This window comes from Kitasatospora sp. NPDC023385, assembly GCF_055664045.1.
Map to the genome: position 1 here is coordinate 389,062 of NZ_JBVOOL010000003.1, position 14,436 is coordinate 403,497.

Below are 14,436 nucleotides of genomic sequence, written 5' to 3' on the forward strand. Positions count from 1 at the left end.
AGTGGGAAGTCGGACGGGCCGACTTCCCACTCCCTCCACCGAGGCAATCAATGCGTGCGGCGGGTCACCAGTTCGGCGAGGGCCAGCAGTTCGTCGGCCGCGGCGGGCTCCGGAACGGCGGCGGCCAGTTGCGCCATTGCCGCGGCCATCCGCTCGCAGGACTCGCCCTGCGCCCAGCCGCGCCCCCCGGCCCCGTCGACGGCGGCCGCACACTGCACCAACTCCTCCGGGCTCAGCGGACGTTCGAGCCCGTACAGCGCGGCCAGCCGCTCACCGTCGACGGTGCCGGAGCCCAGCGCCGCGACCACCGGCAGCGACTTCTTCCGGGCGACCAGGTCCGCGCCGACCGGCTTGCCGGTAACCGCGGGATCCCCCCAGATGCCGATCAGGTCGTCGATCAACTGGAACGCCAGCCCGATCTCCCGGCCGAAACCGTCCATCGCCTGCGCCTCGTCCTCGGACGCGCCCCCGTACAGGGCGCCGATCGCGCAGGCGGCACCGAGCAGGGCCCCGGTCTTGGCCTCCGCCATCGCCAGGCACTCGGCGAGCGAGACGTCGTTACGCTGCTCGAAGGCGCAGTCGATCTGCTGGCCCTCGCACAGCTCGACCACGCAGTCGGCGAGCCGGCGGATCGATCCGTGGGCGGCCGGGTGGGTGTCCTCGGCGAGCAGGCGCAGCGCGAGGGAGTGCATGGCGTCACCGGCCAGGATGGCCTCGGTGGTGCCGAACACCCGCCAGGCCGTGGGGCGATGGCGGCGGGTGTCGTCCCGGTCGATGACGTCGTCGTGGAGCAGGGTGAAGTTGTGCACCAGCTCGACGGCGGCGGCCGCGGCGGCGGCCTGGCCCGGCGTGCCGCCCAGGGCCTGGGTGGCGGCGAGGACCATGGCCGGCCGGATCGCCTTGCCGGCGGGCGCGGTGGCCGGTGTGCCGTCCGCCTCCCACCAGCCGAAGTGGTAGCCGGCGACCTTGCGCATCGTGCCGGGCAGCGAGTCGACGGCGGCCCGCATGACCGGGTCGACCAGCGCACGGGCACGGGCGAGGATGTCCGCCGCCTCGTGCCCCTCCTTGTGGTCCCGCTCCAACGTCTGACTCGTCATGGGTCTCTCCCCCTCGTGGCACCTGTCATGGAATGGCCCGGCACGGGCAGGCCGGGGTTGCGCTCTGGTGTGGGGCGATGGTCGGACGCGGTGGTCCGGGCGCGGTGCCCGAACCCGGCAGGCGAACGCGGCACCCGGACGCGGCATCGCAGCGGTCGCGCGGGCACGCCCGTGCGCGTCGGAGCACGCCGGGACGCGCCGCCCGGCCAGGGTGTCGGTCGGTACCCCGGCCGGGCGGCGCGGATCCGGCGGCCCCGGTGTGTCGTCAGCGCTGCGCGATGTCCACGTTCTCCAGGACACCGACCGCGTCCGGCACCAGGATGGCGGCGGAGTAGTAGGCGCTCACCAGGTAGGAAATGATGGCCTTGTCGTCGATTCCCATGAACCGCACCGAAAGGCTCGGCTGGTATTCGTCCGGAATTCCGGTCTGGTGCAGGCCGATGACGCCCTGATTGTCCTCGCCGACTCGCATCGCGATGATCGAGCTGGTGTTCCCGACGACCGGGATCTTGTTGCATGGGAAGACCGGCACCCCGCGCCAGGCCATGACGTGCTTGCCCTCGACCTCGACCGGGCCCGGGTAGATGCCGCGCTTGTTGAGCTCCCGGCCGAAGGCGGCGATGGCCTCGGGGTGGGCCAGGAACATCTTGGTGCCACGACGGCGGCTGAGCAGCTCGTCCATGTCGTCCGGGGTGGGCGGGCCGGAGTGGGTCTGGATCCGCTGGTCGTACGCGGCGTTGCTGAGCAGGCCGAACTCGGGGTTGTTGACGAGCTCGTGCTCCTGGCGCTCGCGCAGGGCCTCGATGGTCAGCCGGAGCTGGTGCTCGGTCTGGTTCATCGGCTGGTTGTAGAGGTCGGCGACGCGGGAGTGCACCTTGAGGACGGTCTGCGCGACGCTCAGCTCGTACTCGCGGGGCTTGAGCTCGTAGTCCACGAAGGCGCCGGGCAGTTCGTACTCGCCCTGGTGGCCGGCGGAGAGGTCGATCGCGGCCTCGCCGTGCTTGTTCTGCGCCTGCTGGAAGCCGTTCAAGTACTCGATGACCTGCAGCTGCAGCGCCTCGGAGCGGTCGTGCAACTCCTGGAAGGAGGGCCAGGACAGCGCCATGACGGTGCCGGACGTCGCCGCGCGGACGGTGTACGGCCAGGTGCCGTCGTCCTGCTGGAGCGCCTCGTCGCCGAGGTGGTCGCCGTCGGCGAGCGTGCCGACCACCGTCTCCTCGCCGTACTTGCCGGTGCCCAGGCGGTCGAGCTTGCCGTGCGCGATCAGGAAGACCTCGCCGATCGGCGTCCCGGCCTCGACCAGGACGTCCCCGGCGGCGAAGTCCCGCTGTACGAAGCGGGAGGCCAGCTCCGCCAGGACGGCCTCGTCCTGGAAGCCCCGCAGCACCGGCACCTCGGCGAGCGTCGGCGGGACGACCCGCACCTCGGTGCCGGTCTTGACGAAACCCACCCGGCCGCGGCCGACCGAGTAGCGCAGACGGCGGTTGACCCGGTAGGTACCGCCGGACACCTGCACCCAGGGCAGCTTCCTGAGCAGCCAGCGCGGGCTGATGCCCTGCATCTGCGGCGCGGACTTGGTGGTCGTGGCGAGGTTCCGCGCACCGGCCGTGCTCAGACTCTGCTGCTGCCGGATCTCCGACGGCGCGCCAGGCGCTGGAATACCGGCATTGGTTTCGGTCGACATGAGGGGAGCCCTTCGCATACCCGATACCCGATGAAGTGCCATCTTGCACATTCGTGCTGCAGCTTCATGGTGGGCCCGTTCGAGGGCGACCCGCAATCACTCGTACGAGTGGTTCTAAATAACCGAACAAATAGTACGACTAGATCACCTGATCGATATCTGTTCGACTATTCATTCGAACATACCGGAGAACGTGCGCAAATCCCGCAGCAATCCCCGCAGGAAGCTCGCAGCAATCCCGCCGCCCATCTAACCCCATCGGCACCCCGCCCGGGGGCTCGTCACAGCGGCCCGTTCCAGTCGAGCGTCGGCTCCAGCACACCCTCCAGGGTGAGCAGCCAACGCTTCACCTCGATCCCGACCCGGCCGCCGCCGAAGCCGCCGAGCCCGTCCGCCGCCACCACCCGGTGGCAGGGCACCAGCAGGGCGACAGGGTTGGCGGCCATCATCTGCCCCACCGTCCGGGCGGCCAGGCCGGGCTCCGTGACGTCCTCGAACACCCCGCTGCGGGCGGCCAGTTCGCCGTACGTGACGGTCCGGCCGTACGGCACCTCACGCCAGAGCGTCTGCAGGACGGCGCGGTGCGGGCCGGAGCTCAGGCTCCAGTCGATCGGCAGGCCCAACTCACGGGTGCGGCCCGCCAGGTAGGCGCCGATCCGCTCGGTGACGGCGGTGGCCTTCGACTCGTCGGTGCAGGGCGGCGTCTCGCCGTCGTGTCCGCCGTAGCCGGCCGCCGCCACGCCGAGCGGGGTCACCGCGATGTGCATCGGGCCGCTGGGCAGCGGCGTCGGCACGGTCAGCCAGGACATCGACCAGGACTGCGGCATACCCGGGCCCCCACCCTCCGCCGGACCGGCCGCCGGCCATCCCGGCACCCGGAGGGCGTCCCCGCCCCGCGCGCCATCGTACGGCGGGCAGTCGGCGGAGCGGCCGGGGTTTTCGGGGCGGCCGGCGGCCCGGGCGGCTCCGGTCAGAGCCGCCTCTTCAGAGCCGCCCCTTCAGCTGGGCGGCGACCGTCTGGGACCAGTGCGCCAGTTCGGCGCGGTCCGGGGCGCGGCCCTCGCAGAGCAGCGCGAGCTGTGCGTCGTTGATCCGGTTCGGGCCCGGGATCTCCAGCAGGTACGCCAGCTCGGCCAGGACCGTGGCGAGCCGTTCGGCGTCCGCGTGGTCCAGGGTGACCGCGGATTCGTGGTGGCTGATGGTGAGCGAGCCGGGCATTGGTCAACCTCCTCCGTCACCCCCGCACCCTCCACGGTACGACCGGGTCGGCCGCCCCGCCCGCCGCGGAGGCGTGCGTGCGCGGGTGGGGCAGCCGGTTGCGCTCCGGGGCCGGCCGGGCACGGTGCGCGGTGGGCCGCACCGGGGGCCGGGGGTGCGCCCCGAAGCCGTCCGAGGGGTGGATCAGTTCTCCGGCGCCTCCTCCCAGCGCCGGCTCCGTACGGCCGGTATGCCCAACACTACGGCCCCGGAAGCCAGTTGCCAGACCGATCCGAGCAGCAACACGGCGCCCGTCCCGAACCGGTCGGACACCGGACCGGCCGCCGCCAGGCCGAGCGGGCCGAGGACGAAGGAGCCGAGCGCCCCGAAGGCGGTCAGCCGGCCGAGCAGTTCCACCGGCACCCACTCCTGCATGGTCGCGCCGTACAGCGTGCCGCAGACCGCCGAGCCGACCCCCGCCACCAGGGCGCCCGCGACCACCCAGGGCAACGACGCCCCGGCCGCGAGCGCCCCGGACGGCAGCGCCCAGCCCAGGCCGGCCACGGTGGCCACCGCGAGCGGCCGGGCGGGCCGGCGACCCAGGACCAGCAGCCCGCCGAGCACCGCACCGGCGCCGTACACGCCCATCACCAGGCCCCAGGCGCGGGCGCCGCCGAGGTCCCGCTGCGCGGTGAGCGGGCCGAGCACCAGGAACGGCGCCCAGACCAGCAGGTTGAACAAGCCCATCTGCGCGGTGGTGAGCCACAGCCACGGGCGGGAGGCGAACTCCGACCAGCCCGACCGCAGGTCCCCGATCATCGATTCGCCGCCGCCGGCCGCCGCGCGGCGCTCGGGCAGTCGCAGCCTGGCCAGCGCGAGGGCCCCGACGCCGTACGTCACCGCGTCGACCAGCAGTACGGCGGCGGGGCCCTGCGCCGCGGTCACCAGGCCGGCCGCGGCCGGTCCGACCACCGTGGACACCGAACGGGCCAGTCCCAGCAGGGTGTTGGCGTCCGCCAGCAGCTCCTTGCGGCGCACCAGGTCGGGCACGATCGCGCCGAAGGCCGGCATGAACAGCCCCTCGCCGATCCCCCACGCCGCGACCAGGGCGACCATCGCCCAGACCGGCGCGTGCCCGACCAGCAGCAGCCCGGCGAACAGCGCCTGGACCAGGCCGCGCAGCACGTCCGACCCCAGCATCACCCGTCGGCTGCCGAGCCGGTCGGCGATCACCCCGCCGGCCAGCAGCACCAGCACCACCGGGAGGATCCGGGCCGCCATGACCCGCCCCAGGTCGGTGCCGCCGCCACCGCCGTCGAGCACCGCGAACGCCACCGCCACCGGCGCCATCGAGGAGCCGACGAGGGACGTCGTGTACCCGGTGAAGAACCACCTGAATTCGCGCTCGCCCAGCACGGCGAGACGGCCTTCCAGGCGCCTTCGGCGGGCCGGGGTCCGTTCGGTGTCCACTGCCATGGGCAGCAAGTCTGGGTTCCTGGGGGACGGGATTCAAGGATTTCCCGGAAAAACCTGAGCCTTTTCGTGTCAATTATCGGCGGTGGCGCGACTGCCGCAGTAAATGGCGCCAAAAAGGCCTCTCACCTGCTGTTTACTGCGCATGTCGGGTATTCTTTTCATGGCTTCTAGTGGTTGATTTACTGCGGAAGAGAGCGAACATGGCAGAGCCCGCGACCGGACTCCCCCCGGTCGAGTACGCCGTCGCCGTCGAGCGCTACCTGGCCGCCTCCGGGCTCGCCGAAGGCTCCCGGCGGATCTACCGGATCGCGCTGCACACCTGGGCCTGGGCGCTCGCCGACCGGCCCGCGCCCACCGGCCCCGAACGGCGGCGCGCCCGGCCGCCCGTCCTGCCGCTCGCCCTGCTCGACCACCCGGACACCGCGGGCCGGCTCCGCGCCGCCGTCGCCCACCGCGGCGCGGACACCGACCCGCGCACGCTCAACCGGGAACTCTCCACCCTGCGCGCGGCCGCGGCCTGGTGGCAGGCCCAGGGCTGGATCGACGGCGACCCGACGGCCGGCCTGCGCCCCCGCCAACTGCCCCAACCAGCCGCATCCGCAGGCCCGTTGACCCGCGACGAACTGCAGACGCTGTTCGCCCTCCGCGCGCCGCTGCGCGAGCAGACGCTCTGGCACCTGCTGCACGAATCCGGCGCCGCGATCGAGACCGTCCTGGCCCTGGACACCGACCACCTCGACCTCCCCCGCCGCCGCACCCGCCCCGGACACACCCCCGTCCACTGGCAGGTCGGCACCGCCCGCCTCCTGCCCCTCCTCATCGTCGGCCGCGGCACCGGCCCGCTCTTCCTCACCGACCGCCGCGCACCCGCCACCACCCCCGCCCCCGACCGCTGCCCCTACACCGGCCGCGCCCGCCTCTCCTACCGCCGCGCCGCCGAACTCTTCACCGCCCACGCCGGGAAGCTCGGGCCCGGCCGGACCCTCCGGCAGCTCAGGGCGGCGCGCTAGAAACCGGAGGCCGGCAGGCGAAAGTCGGCGGCCACGGGTCACCGCGGCCCGCGGCTACTCCTCCGGCGGTGGCGTGGCGCGGCGCCCCTGGGAGAGCAACCGGTCCAGGGAGTCCGCCAGTTGGGGAAGTCCTGGGCGGTCCTCCGGGTCGGGGCGGAGGCAGGCGTCGATGGCCTCGGCGAGGGGGCGGGGGAGGCGACGGAGGCGGGTCACCGGAGGCGCCGGGCCGACGGGTTCCCCGTCGAAGGGGACGGTGCCGGTGGCGGCCTCGTAGAGAGTGACGCCGATGCCCCAGACGTCGGTGGCCGCCATGAGGAGGCCGCCGGCGGCCTGTTCCGGGGCGAGGTAGCCGTCGGTGCCGACGCCGGGGGTGCCCGGCCCCGGGGGGCGGGCGATGCTGAGGTCGAGCACCTTGGCGTGGCGGCAGTCGATCACGATGTTGGAGGGCTTGAGGTCAAGGTGGAGCAGGCCCTGCCGGTGCAGGTAGTGCGTGGCCGAGCAGAGGTGGACGCCGAGCAGGGCCAGGTCGGTGGCGGCCGGGCGGCGCGGCCGGAGGTCCAGCAGGTGGGCGAGGGTTTCGCCGGTGAGGGTCTCCAGTACCGCGTACGGCTGGGGGCGTTCGCCGGTGCCGTAGCCGCGCACCAGGTGCGGGTGGGTGAACTCGGTCAGCCAGCGGCCCTCGCGGAGCAGGCGTTCACGCAGCCGGCGTTCGCGGCGGCGGTCGGGCCGGAGCACCTTCACGACGCAGCGGCAGTCCCGTTCCTCGCTCCAGCAGTCGTAGACGTCGAGCCAGCCGGTGCGGCACAGCTGGGCCAGGACCTGGTAGCCGGGGGCGATGAACTCTCCGGCAGCGAGGGGCCGTTGGGGTCTCATCGGGCCGCTCCCTGGCGCGGCGGCCGGTGCAGCCGGTCGAGCCGGGCGTAGCCGTCGTCACGGGCCAACAGCTCCTCGTGGGTGCCGCAGGCGGCGACCCGTCCGCCGCGGAGGAGCACGATCCGGTCCGCGTTCCGTACGGTGAGCAGGTTGTGCGAGATGATGATCGTCGTCCGGCCGCTCATCAGCCGCCCCAGCGGCTCCAGGACCCGCCGCCCGGACTCCGCGTCCAGCCCCGTGGTCGGCTCGTCCAGTAGCAGGACCGGTGCGTCCCGGATCATCGCCCGGGCGATCGCGATCCGCTGCCGCTGCCCGCCGGACAGCAGGCCGCCGTGCCGGCCGACCAGCGTGTCGTAGCCGTCCGGCAGCCGGCTGACGAACTCGTGCGCGTCGGCGGCCTTCGCGGCCTCGACGATCCGCGCGTCGGTCGCGTCCGGCCGCCCGTAGGCGATGTTCTCCCGGACGGTGCCGTGGATCACCAGGGTCTCCTGCAGCAGGACCGCGATGTACTCCCGCAGGTCGGCCAGGGCCAGTTGGCGCAGGTCGACGCCGTCCAGCCGGACGGCCCCGCGCTCCGGGTCGTAGAACCGCAGCAGCAGCTTGGCGGCCGTCGACTTGCCCGCCCCGCTCTCTCCCACCAGGGCGACCGTCTCGCCCGGCTCGGCACGGAAGGACACGTCGAACAGCGCCACCCTGGTCGTGTCGGGGTAGCGGAACCACACCCCGTCGAAGTCCACCGCGCCGCGGATCCGGGCCGGGCTCAGCGGAGGCAGGCGCCGCAGGGCCGGCGGATCGGTCACCTGCGGGCGCTGGTCGAGCAGTTCGATGATCCGCTCGGCGGCGGCCGAAGCGGAGTAGAAGCCGTTGCTGAGCCGCGAGATCCCCCGGATCGGGCTGTACAGGCGGCTCAACAGGGCGACGAAGACGAGGAGTTCGCCCAGGGTCAGGCGGCCGTTGGTGAGTTCCCAGGCCCCCAGCCCGAGCACGGTCAGCGCCCCGACCAGCTCCAGCAGCTCCACGATCGGCGCGAACAGCGCCCGCAGCCGGGTCGCCGCCATCGTCGCCCGCAACCGCGCCAGACTCTCCCGGCGGAACCGCTCCTGCTCCCAGTCCTGCCGGTTGTACGCCTGCACCAGTGCGATGTTGCCCAGCGTCTCCTCGGCGAGCGCGCTCACCGAACCGCTGCGCCGCCGGCGCTCCCGCGACGCGGCCTTCACCAGCACCGAGAAGCGCCGCGCGGTGAACCAGAACACCGGCGCGACGACCAGGGCCACGGCGGCCAGGTCCCAGCGCAGATAGAACAACACGCCCAGGAAGACGGCCAACTCGGCGACGTACGCGACCGCGTCGAGCACGCCCGAGAGGAGGAAGGTCTCGACCGCCTCGACGTCCGACGTCAGCCGCGACAGCACGTCGCCGAGCCGCCGCCGCTCGAAGAAGCCCAGCGAAAGCCCCTGCAGGTGCCGGAACACGTCGGTGCGCAGGGCGAGCAGGAAATGCTCGCTGACCCAGGCCGAAGTCGTCTCGTCGGCGAAGCGCAGGCCCCCTGCCACCAGCGTCAGCCCGGCGTACCCCAGCGCGATCGGCAGGAACAGCCCCAGCCTGCGCGGCACCAGCACCTCGTCGACGACGACCTTGAACAGCCAGATCGCGGTCGCGTCGACCACCGGCCCGAGCAGGACGAACCCCAGCAGCAGGACCAGCCAGCGCCGGCCCCCGCGGGTGTAGGGCCAGAACCGCCCGAACACCCGCCGCAGCGGGACGGCCGGCGCCGGCTCGACCACCGGATCCGCCCGGCCGTCACCGGCGTTCCCGTTACCGGCGTTCCCGCCGCCGGCATCCCCGTCGACGGCCATCAGGCGCCGCAGCGACCACACGGTACGAGTCCAGACCCTGGGACGTGGCCGGGTCCGCGAGGACCCGGCCCTGACAGGACGGCGAAGCCGTCAGTGCTGCGACTTGGTTCCACGGCGGCGGCTACGGTCGTTCGTCTTCGAGTTCCCGGTCTCCTTGCCGGCTCCGGCCCGCTTGCGCGGGTGCCGCAACGCCGGCACCAGGTTGGCCAGCATGCTCATCACTGCCACCTCTCTGTTGGTCCGAATCCGTCGGCCCGATTCTGTCGGTCCGATCGGTCCCCACCCATGGGTACGCAGCCGGGGGCGGGGGCACTCACCGCCCGTCGGCGCGATGCGGAGCGGTACCCGCCGTGACGTCGAGGGCGACGACCGTTACGTAGCCCCGTTACGCAGCCCCGTTACGCAGCCGATGGACGGCCGATGACCGGCCGTGACACGACCGGCCGAGGACCGCGACACGGGCCTCCTAGCGTCACTGACGACGCCCCGGCCACACCGGCCGTACCGGCCCCGGGTCAGACCGACCCGGCCGTACGGCCGCGCCGGCCGGAAGGCGTCCGCGACGAGGACGTGCGCGTCCGGCGCCGACGACGGACGTCCGCGACCACCCGCGTCACACGATCCGCGACGTCCTGAGCGACGCGGTCCGTGACGCCGGTCGTGACGCGACGCGACGACATGAAGTCCCGAAAGACCCGAAGACCCGAAGTCACCAAGACACCGAGTCCCCAAGACACACAAGACACGAAGACGCGAAGACAGCCGGGAAGACCGAGCTGCATTCCGATCCGGATGGAGAAACCCCCATGAGCAGGAGCCGTACCGATCGCTCCCCCGCCCGCCGCGTCCTGGCGGCCTGCGCCCTGACCGGCGCCGCGCTGCTGGCCGCCGTCACCGGCGGGCAGGCCTGGGCCGACGGCGCGCCGAAGCCCGTCGCGACCGCCCCCGCCGCCGTCGCCTCCCCCTCCACGGGCGTCGCACCCGCCGCACCCGCGCCCGCGGTGTCCCCCTCCTCGGGCGTCGCAACCGCCACGCCGTCCGCGGCTCCCGCCGCGGGCGCCGCCAAGGGTGTGGCCGGCGCCACGCCCGCCGCCCCGCAGGCGCCCAACGGCACCCAGCCGCAGGTCCGCGAGGTGCCGAAGGGCGCCGCGCAGGCCGGTGACGGCTCCGGCGCCACCGACGGCTCCGGCCTGATGCTCGCGGGCGGCGGCGCCGTCGCGGCCGTCGGCGCCGGTGCGCTGGGCTTCGCCGTCCTGCGCCGCCGCTCCGGTGCGCGCGGCTGACACCGGTCCCGAGTCCGCCGGGCGCCCCGGCGCCGTTCCTCCGCACCTGGCCAGTGGGGGGAACGGCGCCGGGGCTGCCCCGACGGCGGGGACCGACAGCCGAGGCCGCGCCGAGGCCGAACGGGAGGAGCGCGGGCACGGACGCGAACGCGGACGCGGGCAACGGCACGGGCGCGAACGCGACAACGAACGCGGGCACAAGAGCGGCAGCGGGCCCGTACGCGGACGGCGCCGCGCCGCCAAGCCCGGCCCGAGCATCCTGCGCCGTACGGCCTTCGGCACGGTGGGCCTGCTCTGCCTGGTGCTCGGCACCTCGCTGGCACTGTCCCGCCCGGAGGCTCCGGTGGTGCGGATCGAGTCGTCCGGGCACGGCACCGGCTCGGACACCCCGCCGACCGCACCCGCCGCCGGAACCACCGGGACCACCGGAACCACCGGGACCACCGGAGGCACCGGAACCGCCGGGGCCCCCACCCCGAAGCCCTTGACCGCCTCCCCGCCGACCCGCCTGCTGGTCCCCGCCGCCGGGGTGGACGCCCCGGTGACCGACCTCGGCCTGAACACCGACGGGACGGTCCAGGTGCCGGCCGCCGACCGGGGCGACGAGGTCGGCTGGTACCGCAACGGCCCCACCCCGGGCGAGGCCGGCCCTGCCGTCCTCATCGGGCACTACGACACCGTGCACGGCCCCGCGGTCTTCCGGCAGCTGCCGAAGCTGCGGCCCGGCGACCTGGTCCGGGTACGGCGCGCGGACGGCAGCACCGTCGACTTCAAGGTCCGTACGATGCTGCAGGCCGCGAAGGACGGCTTCCCCACCGAGCAGGTCTACGGCGACACGCCCGCGCCCGCGCTGCGGCTGATCACCTGCGGCGGGCGGATCGGCTCGGACGGCCACTGGACGGACAACATCATCGTGCTGGCGGACCTGGCCTGACCCGGGCCCCGGAACCACCGGCCGCCAGCCGGGCGACCTACTACCAGGACGGCCACGGAGGCGGAGGACCGGCACCGCGCCGCAGACCAGGAGGACGAACCCCGACCGTGGCAGCAACACCCGCACCCCGTCGCCGGCCCGGCGCCGTCCCCGTGGCGGCCCTGGCCGGCCTGGTCGTCCTGCTCGCGCTCGCCGCGCTGGCCTTCGGCCCAGCCACCCCCGGCGGCCTGCGGGACCGCGGCCCGGCCCAGTCCGTCACACCGCCGCCCAGCACCCGGCCGCTCTGGCCGGACCTGGCCTCCTCGCCGCCGCCCCCGGTCGCCACCGGGGCCGCCGGAGCCACCCAGGCCCCGCCGGAGCCCGTACCGGACCTGACGGTCCCCGGGCGGGACATCACCGCGGTCGACGTCCGCGCCGTCCTCGCCAAGGACCCGACGTTGATCCCGGAGGAACGCCGGACCCTCAACGCCGCCACCGGATCCGAGATCCGCACCCCCGAGTTCCGCGACCTCACCGGAGACGGCCAACCCGAACTGATCACCGCCGTCACCACCCCCGGACCGGTGGTCCTGCACGCCTACACCCTCGCCGAGGACCGCCTCCTGCCCATCCTGTCGGTGCAGGTCCAACGGACCTTCAGCGCCGCGACCATCGGCTCCGACCTGTGGCTGTACGAGTCGACCAGCGTCTACGTCCGCACCAGCAGCCACTACAGCTGGGACGGGGTCAGGCTCGTCCTGCTGGAGCGCAAGGACGAAGGCCTCGGCGTCCTCCCGCCCACCAGCCCGGACACCGCCCAGCCGACCGCCACCCCCAAGGCCGGCCCGGTGCAGGGCGGTCCCAACGTCGTCGGACCGCCGCAGGCGCCCGGCGCGGCCGTCGCATCACCGCGCGCACCCCGGCCGTCCGCCGCCGTCTCCGCCACCCCCGCCGTACCCGTCGCCCCCGCCGCACCCGCCGCACCCGCCGTGTCCCCGGAGCCGAAGCGATGACCCCCGCGCCGTCCCCCGCCCACCCGCACATCCTCCTGGTCGAGGACGACGAGGTGATCCGCGAGGCCACCCGGATGGCCCTGGAGCGCTACGGCTTCCCGGTCAGCACCGCCGCCGACGGCCTGGAGGGCCTGGAGGCCTTCCACGCCGTCCGGCCCGACCTGCTCCTGCTGGACGTCATGCTGCCGTTGCTCGACGGGGTCGGCCTCTGCCGTCGGATCCGTGAGGAGAGCCAGCTGCCGATCCTGATGATGTCGGCGCGCACCGACCCGGTGGACGTGGTCTCCGGGCTGGAGGCCGGCGCGGACGACTACGTCGTCAAGCCCTTCGAGAGCGCCGTCCTGGTCGCCCGGATCCGTACGGTGCTGCGCCGCGTCCGCGTCGTCCCGCCGACCGAGGCCCCTGCGCCGGCGGACGCCCCGGTCCCGCCGGCGGACTCCCCGGCGGCCCGCGCGGCGGCCTCGGCAGCCTCGGCAGCCCCGGCTCCACGACCCGACGCCGCCCCGTCCTCCCCCGCCGTCCGCAGCTTCGACGGCCTGCAGGTGGACACCGACAGCATGGAAGTACGCGTGGACGGCCGCCTCGTCCCGCTCACCCCCACCGAGCTCCGGCTGCTGCTGGAGTTCACCGCCGCACCCGGCATCGTGCTGGAACGTTCCACCCTGCTCGAACGCGTCTGGGACTACGAGTGGGGCGCGGACACCCGGGTCGTGGACGTCCACGTGCAACGGCTGCGCGCCAAGATCGGCTCCGGCCGGATCGAGACCGTCCGCGGGTTCGGCTACAAGCTGCGACGTCCGGCATGACCCTGCGCCGCCAGATCGCCACCGCCGTCGCCGCCATCTCCGTACTGGTCGCGGTGGCCGTCGGCCTGCTCGTCCACCAGGCGATGATCCGTCAGCACGTCGACCAGGCCCGCGCCGCGACGCTCGCCGCCCTCGACACGTCCCTGGCCGGCTACGGCCGCGACGAACTGATCGGCCCGGGCGTCGCCCTCAACGACCCGGCCCTGCCCGAGCGGCTGCGCACCCTCGCCGGCGGCGGCCGGCAGGGCTCACTGCTCGCCGCCGACGGCAAGAGCGAGTCCATGTGGGCCGCCGGCCCGGTGCAGCAGGGCGTGCTCTCCGTCCGGGTCGACTTCGCCCAGGACCGGCAGGCCATCGCCGACCTGGACCGGATCATCCTGCTGACCGTGGTCGCCGCGGTCTTCACCACCGTGCTGGCCGGCGTGCTCGTCGCGGACCGGATCAGCCGCCGACTGCGCACCGCGGCCACCGCCGCCCGGGGCATCGCCGCCGGCGGGACGGACACCCGGATCGGCGAACTCATCGACGGCAAGGACGAGGTGGCCGACCTCGCCGCCGCCGTCGACCTGATGTCCCGCACCCTGCACCGCCGCCTCGCCGACGAGCAGCGCTTCACCGCCGACGTCGCCCACGAACTGCGCACCCCGCTCACCGGCCTGGTCACCGCCGCCGAACTGCTACCGCCCGGCCGGCCCACCGAACTCGTCCGGAACCGCGTCCAGGCCCTGCGCGGCCTGGTCGAGGACCTCCTGGAAGTCTCCCGCCTGGACGCGGACGCCGAGGCCCCCGACCTCTCCGCCATCCCCATGGAACGCGCGGTTCGCCGGACCGTCTCCCTCACCGGACTGGACGTCACCGTCGAAGTCGCCGCCGACCGCCAGGTCCGCACCGACCTCCGCCGCCTGGACCGCATCCTCGGCAACCTGCTCCTCAACGCCCACCGCCACGGCGCCGCCCCCGTCCACCTCCACGTCGACGGCCACCGCATCACCGTCCGCGACCACGGCCCCGGTTACCCCGACGACCTCCTCCACCACGGCCCCCAGCGCTTCCGCACCAACGCCCCCGAACGCGGCCGCGGCCACGGCCTCGGCCTCACCATCGCCACCGGCCACGCCCGCGTCATCGACGCCACCCTCACCTTCACCAACCACCCCACCGGCGGCGCCGTCGCCACCCTCACCCTCCCACCCGACTGACCCCGAAAACGCCGAAGGGCCGCCCCGAC

General features: G+C 74.0%; 14 protein-coding genes. 6 read left to right on the forward strand and 8 right to left on the reverse strand.

Annotated elements, in window-relative coordinates:
- Positions 1-47: 47 nt before the first annotated feature.
- From AC0B61_RS07745 to AC0B61_RS07765, 5 genes are all read right to left on the reverse strand, one after another.
- A complete protein-coding gene (locus AC0B61_RS07745; protein ID WP_471739692.1) occupies positions 48-1,097 on the reverse strand; it encodes a family 2 encapsulin nanocompartment cargo protein polyprenyl transferase in 1,050 nt (349 codons plus the stop codon).
- Between the two features lie 265 nt (positions 1,098-1,362).
- Positions 1,363-2,781 carry a family 2B encapsulin nanocompartment shell protein gene (locus AC0B61_RS07750; RefSeq protein ID WP_471739693.1) on the reverse strand — a complete coding sequence of 473 codons (1,419 nt, stop codon included), beginning with the start codon at positions 2,779-2,781 and terminating at the stop codon, positions 1,363-1,365.
- Positions 2,782-3,062: 281 nt separating this feature from the next.
- Positions 3,063-3,608 (reverse strand): methylated-DNA--[protein]-cysteine S-methyltransferase, encoded by a 546-nt coding sequence (locus AC0B61_RS07755; protein ID WP_471739694.1) that lies wholly within the window; start codon positions 3,606-3,608, stop codon positions 3,063-3,065.
- A gap of 157 nt (positions 3,609-3,765) precedes the next feature.
- Complete coding sequence (locus tag AC0B61_RS07760; RefSeq protein ID WP_471739695.1) at positions 3,766-3,999, reverse strand: hypothetical protein; 234 nt, start codon at positions 3,997-3,999, stop codon at positions 3,766-3,768.
- A 183-nt stretch (positions 4,000-4,182) separates the two neighbouring features.
- The gene (locus AC0B61_RS07765) at positions 4,183-5,454 is read right to left on the reverse strand and encodes an MFS transporter (RefSeq protein ID WP_471739696.1); all 1,272 of its coding nucleotides are present in this window, start codon (positions 5,452-5,454) and stop codon (positions 4,183-4,185) included.
- Positions 5,455-5,654: 200 nt separating this feature from the next.
- Here AC0B61_RS07765 and AC0B61_RS07770 point away from each other — a divergent pair, with 200 nt between their 5' ends.
- Positions 5,655-6,464, forward strand: coding sequence for a hypothetical protein (locus AC0B61_RS07770; RefSeq protein ID WP_471739697.1), 810 nt, complete (start codon positions 5,655-5,657; stop codon positions 6,462-6,464).
- Between the two features lie 54 nt (positions 6,465-6,518).
- On the opposite strand, the gene AC0B61_RS07775 is transcribed toward AC0B61_RS07770, so the two are convergent.
- The 3 genes from AC0B61_RS07775 to AC0B61_RS07785 form a co-directional block, all read right to left on the reverse strand.
- Complete coding sequence (locus tag AC0B61_RS07775; RefSeq protein ID WP_471739698.1) at positions 6,519-7,337, reverse strand: serine/threonine-protein kinase; 819 nt, start codon at positions 7,335-7,337, stop codon at positions 6,519-6,521.
- Positions 7,334-9,214, reverse strand: a complete 1,881-nt coding sequence (locus AC0B61_RS07780) for an ABC transporter ATP-binding protein (protein WP_471739699.1) — start codon at positions 9,212-9,214, stop codon at positions 7,334-7,336. Before AC0B61_RS07780 ends, AC0B61_RS07775 begins: the two co-directional genes overlap by 4 nt.
- A gap of 69 nt (positions 9,215-9,283) precedes the next feature.
- Positions 9,284-9,412, reverse strand: a complete 129-nt coding sequence (locus AC0B61_RS07785; RefSeq protein WP_471739700.1) for a hypothetical protein — start codon at positions 9,410-9,412, stop codon at positions 9,284-9,286.
- Between the two features lie 587 nt (positions 9,413-9,999).
- On the opposite strand from AC0B61_RS07785, the gene AC0B61_RS07790 reads away from it, so the two are divergent.
- The 5 genes from AC0B61_RS07790 (at position 10,000) to AC0B61_RS07810 (ending at position 14,407) form a co-directional block, all read left to right on the forward strand.
- A complete protein-coding gene (locus tag AC0B61_RS07790) occupies positions 10,000-10,476 on the forward strand; it encodes a hypothetical protein (protein WP_471739701.1) in 477 nt (158 codons plus the stop codon).
- On the forward strand, positions 10,463-11,410 hold the full coding sequence (locus AC0B61_RS07795) for a class F sortase (RefSeq protein ID WP_471739702.1): 948 nt from the start codon (positions 10,463-10,465) through the stop codon (positions 11,408-11,410). Before AC0B61_RS07790 ends, AC0B61_RS07795 begins: the two co-directional genes overlap by 14 nt.
- 107 nt (positions 11,411-11,517) lie before the next feature.
- Complete coding sequence (locus AC0B61_RS07800) at positions 11,518-12,402, forward strand: hypothetical protein (RefSeq protein ID WP_471739703.1); 885 nt, start codon at positions 11,518-11,520, stop codon at positions 12,400-12,402.
- Positions 12,399-13,208: a response regulator gene (locus AC0B61_RS07805; protein WP_471739704.1), complete on the forward strand. Its 810-nt coding sequence runs from the start codon at positions 12,399-12,401 to the stop codon at positions 13,206-13,208. Before AC0B61_RS07800 ends, AC0B61_RS07805 begins: the two co-directional genes overlap by 4 nt.
- Positions 13,205-14,407: a sensor histidine kinase gene (locus tag AC0B61_RS07810; RefSeq protein ID WP_471739705.1), complete on the forward strand. Its 1,203-nt coding sequence runs from the start codon at positions 13,205-13,207 to the stop codon at positions 14,405-14,407. The genes AC0B61_RS07805 and AC0B61_RS07810 overlap by 4 nt, the downstream gene beginning before the upstream one ends.
- The last annotated feature ends 29 nt before the right edge of the window (positions 14,408-14,436 follow it).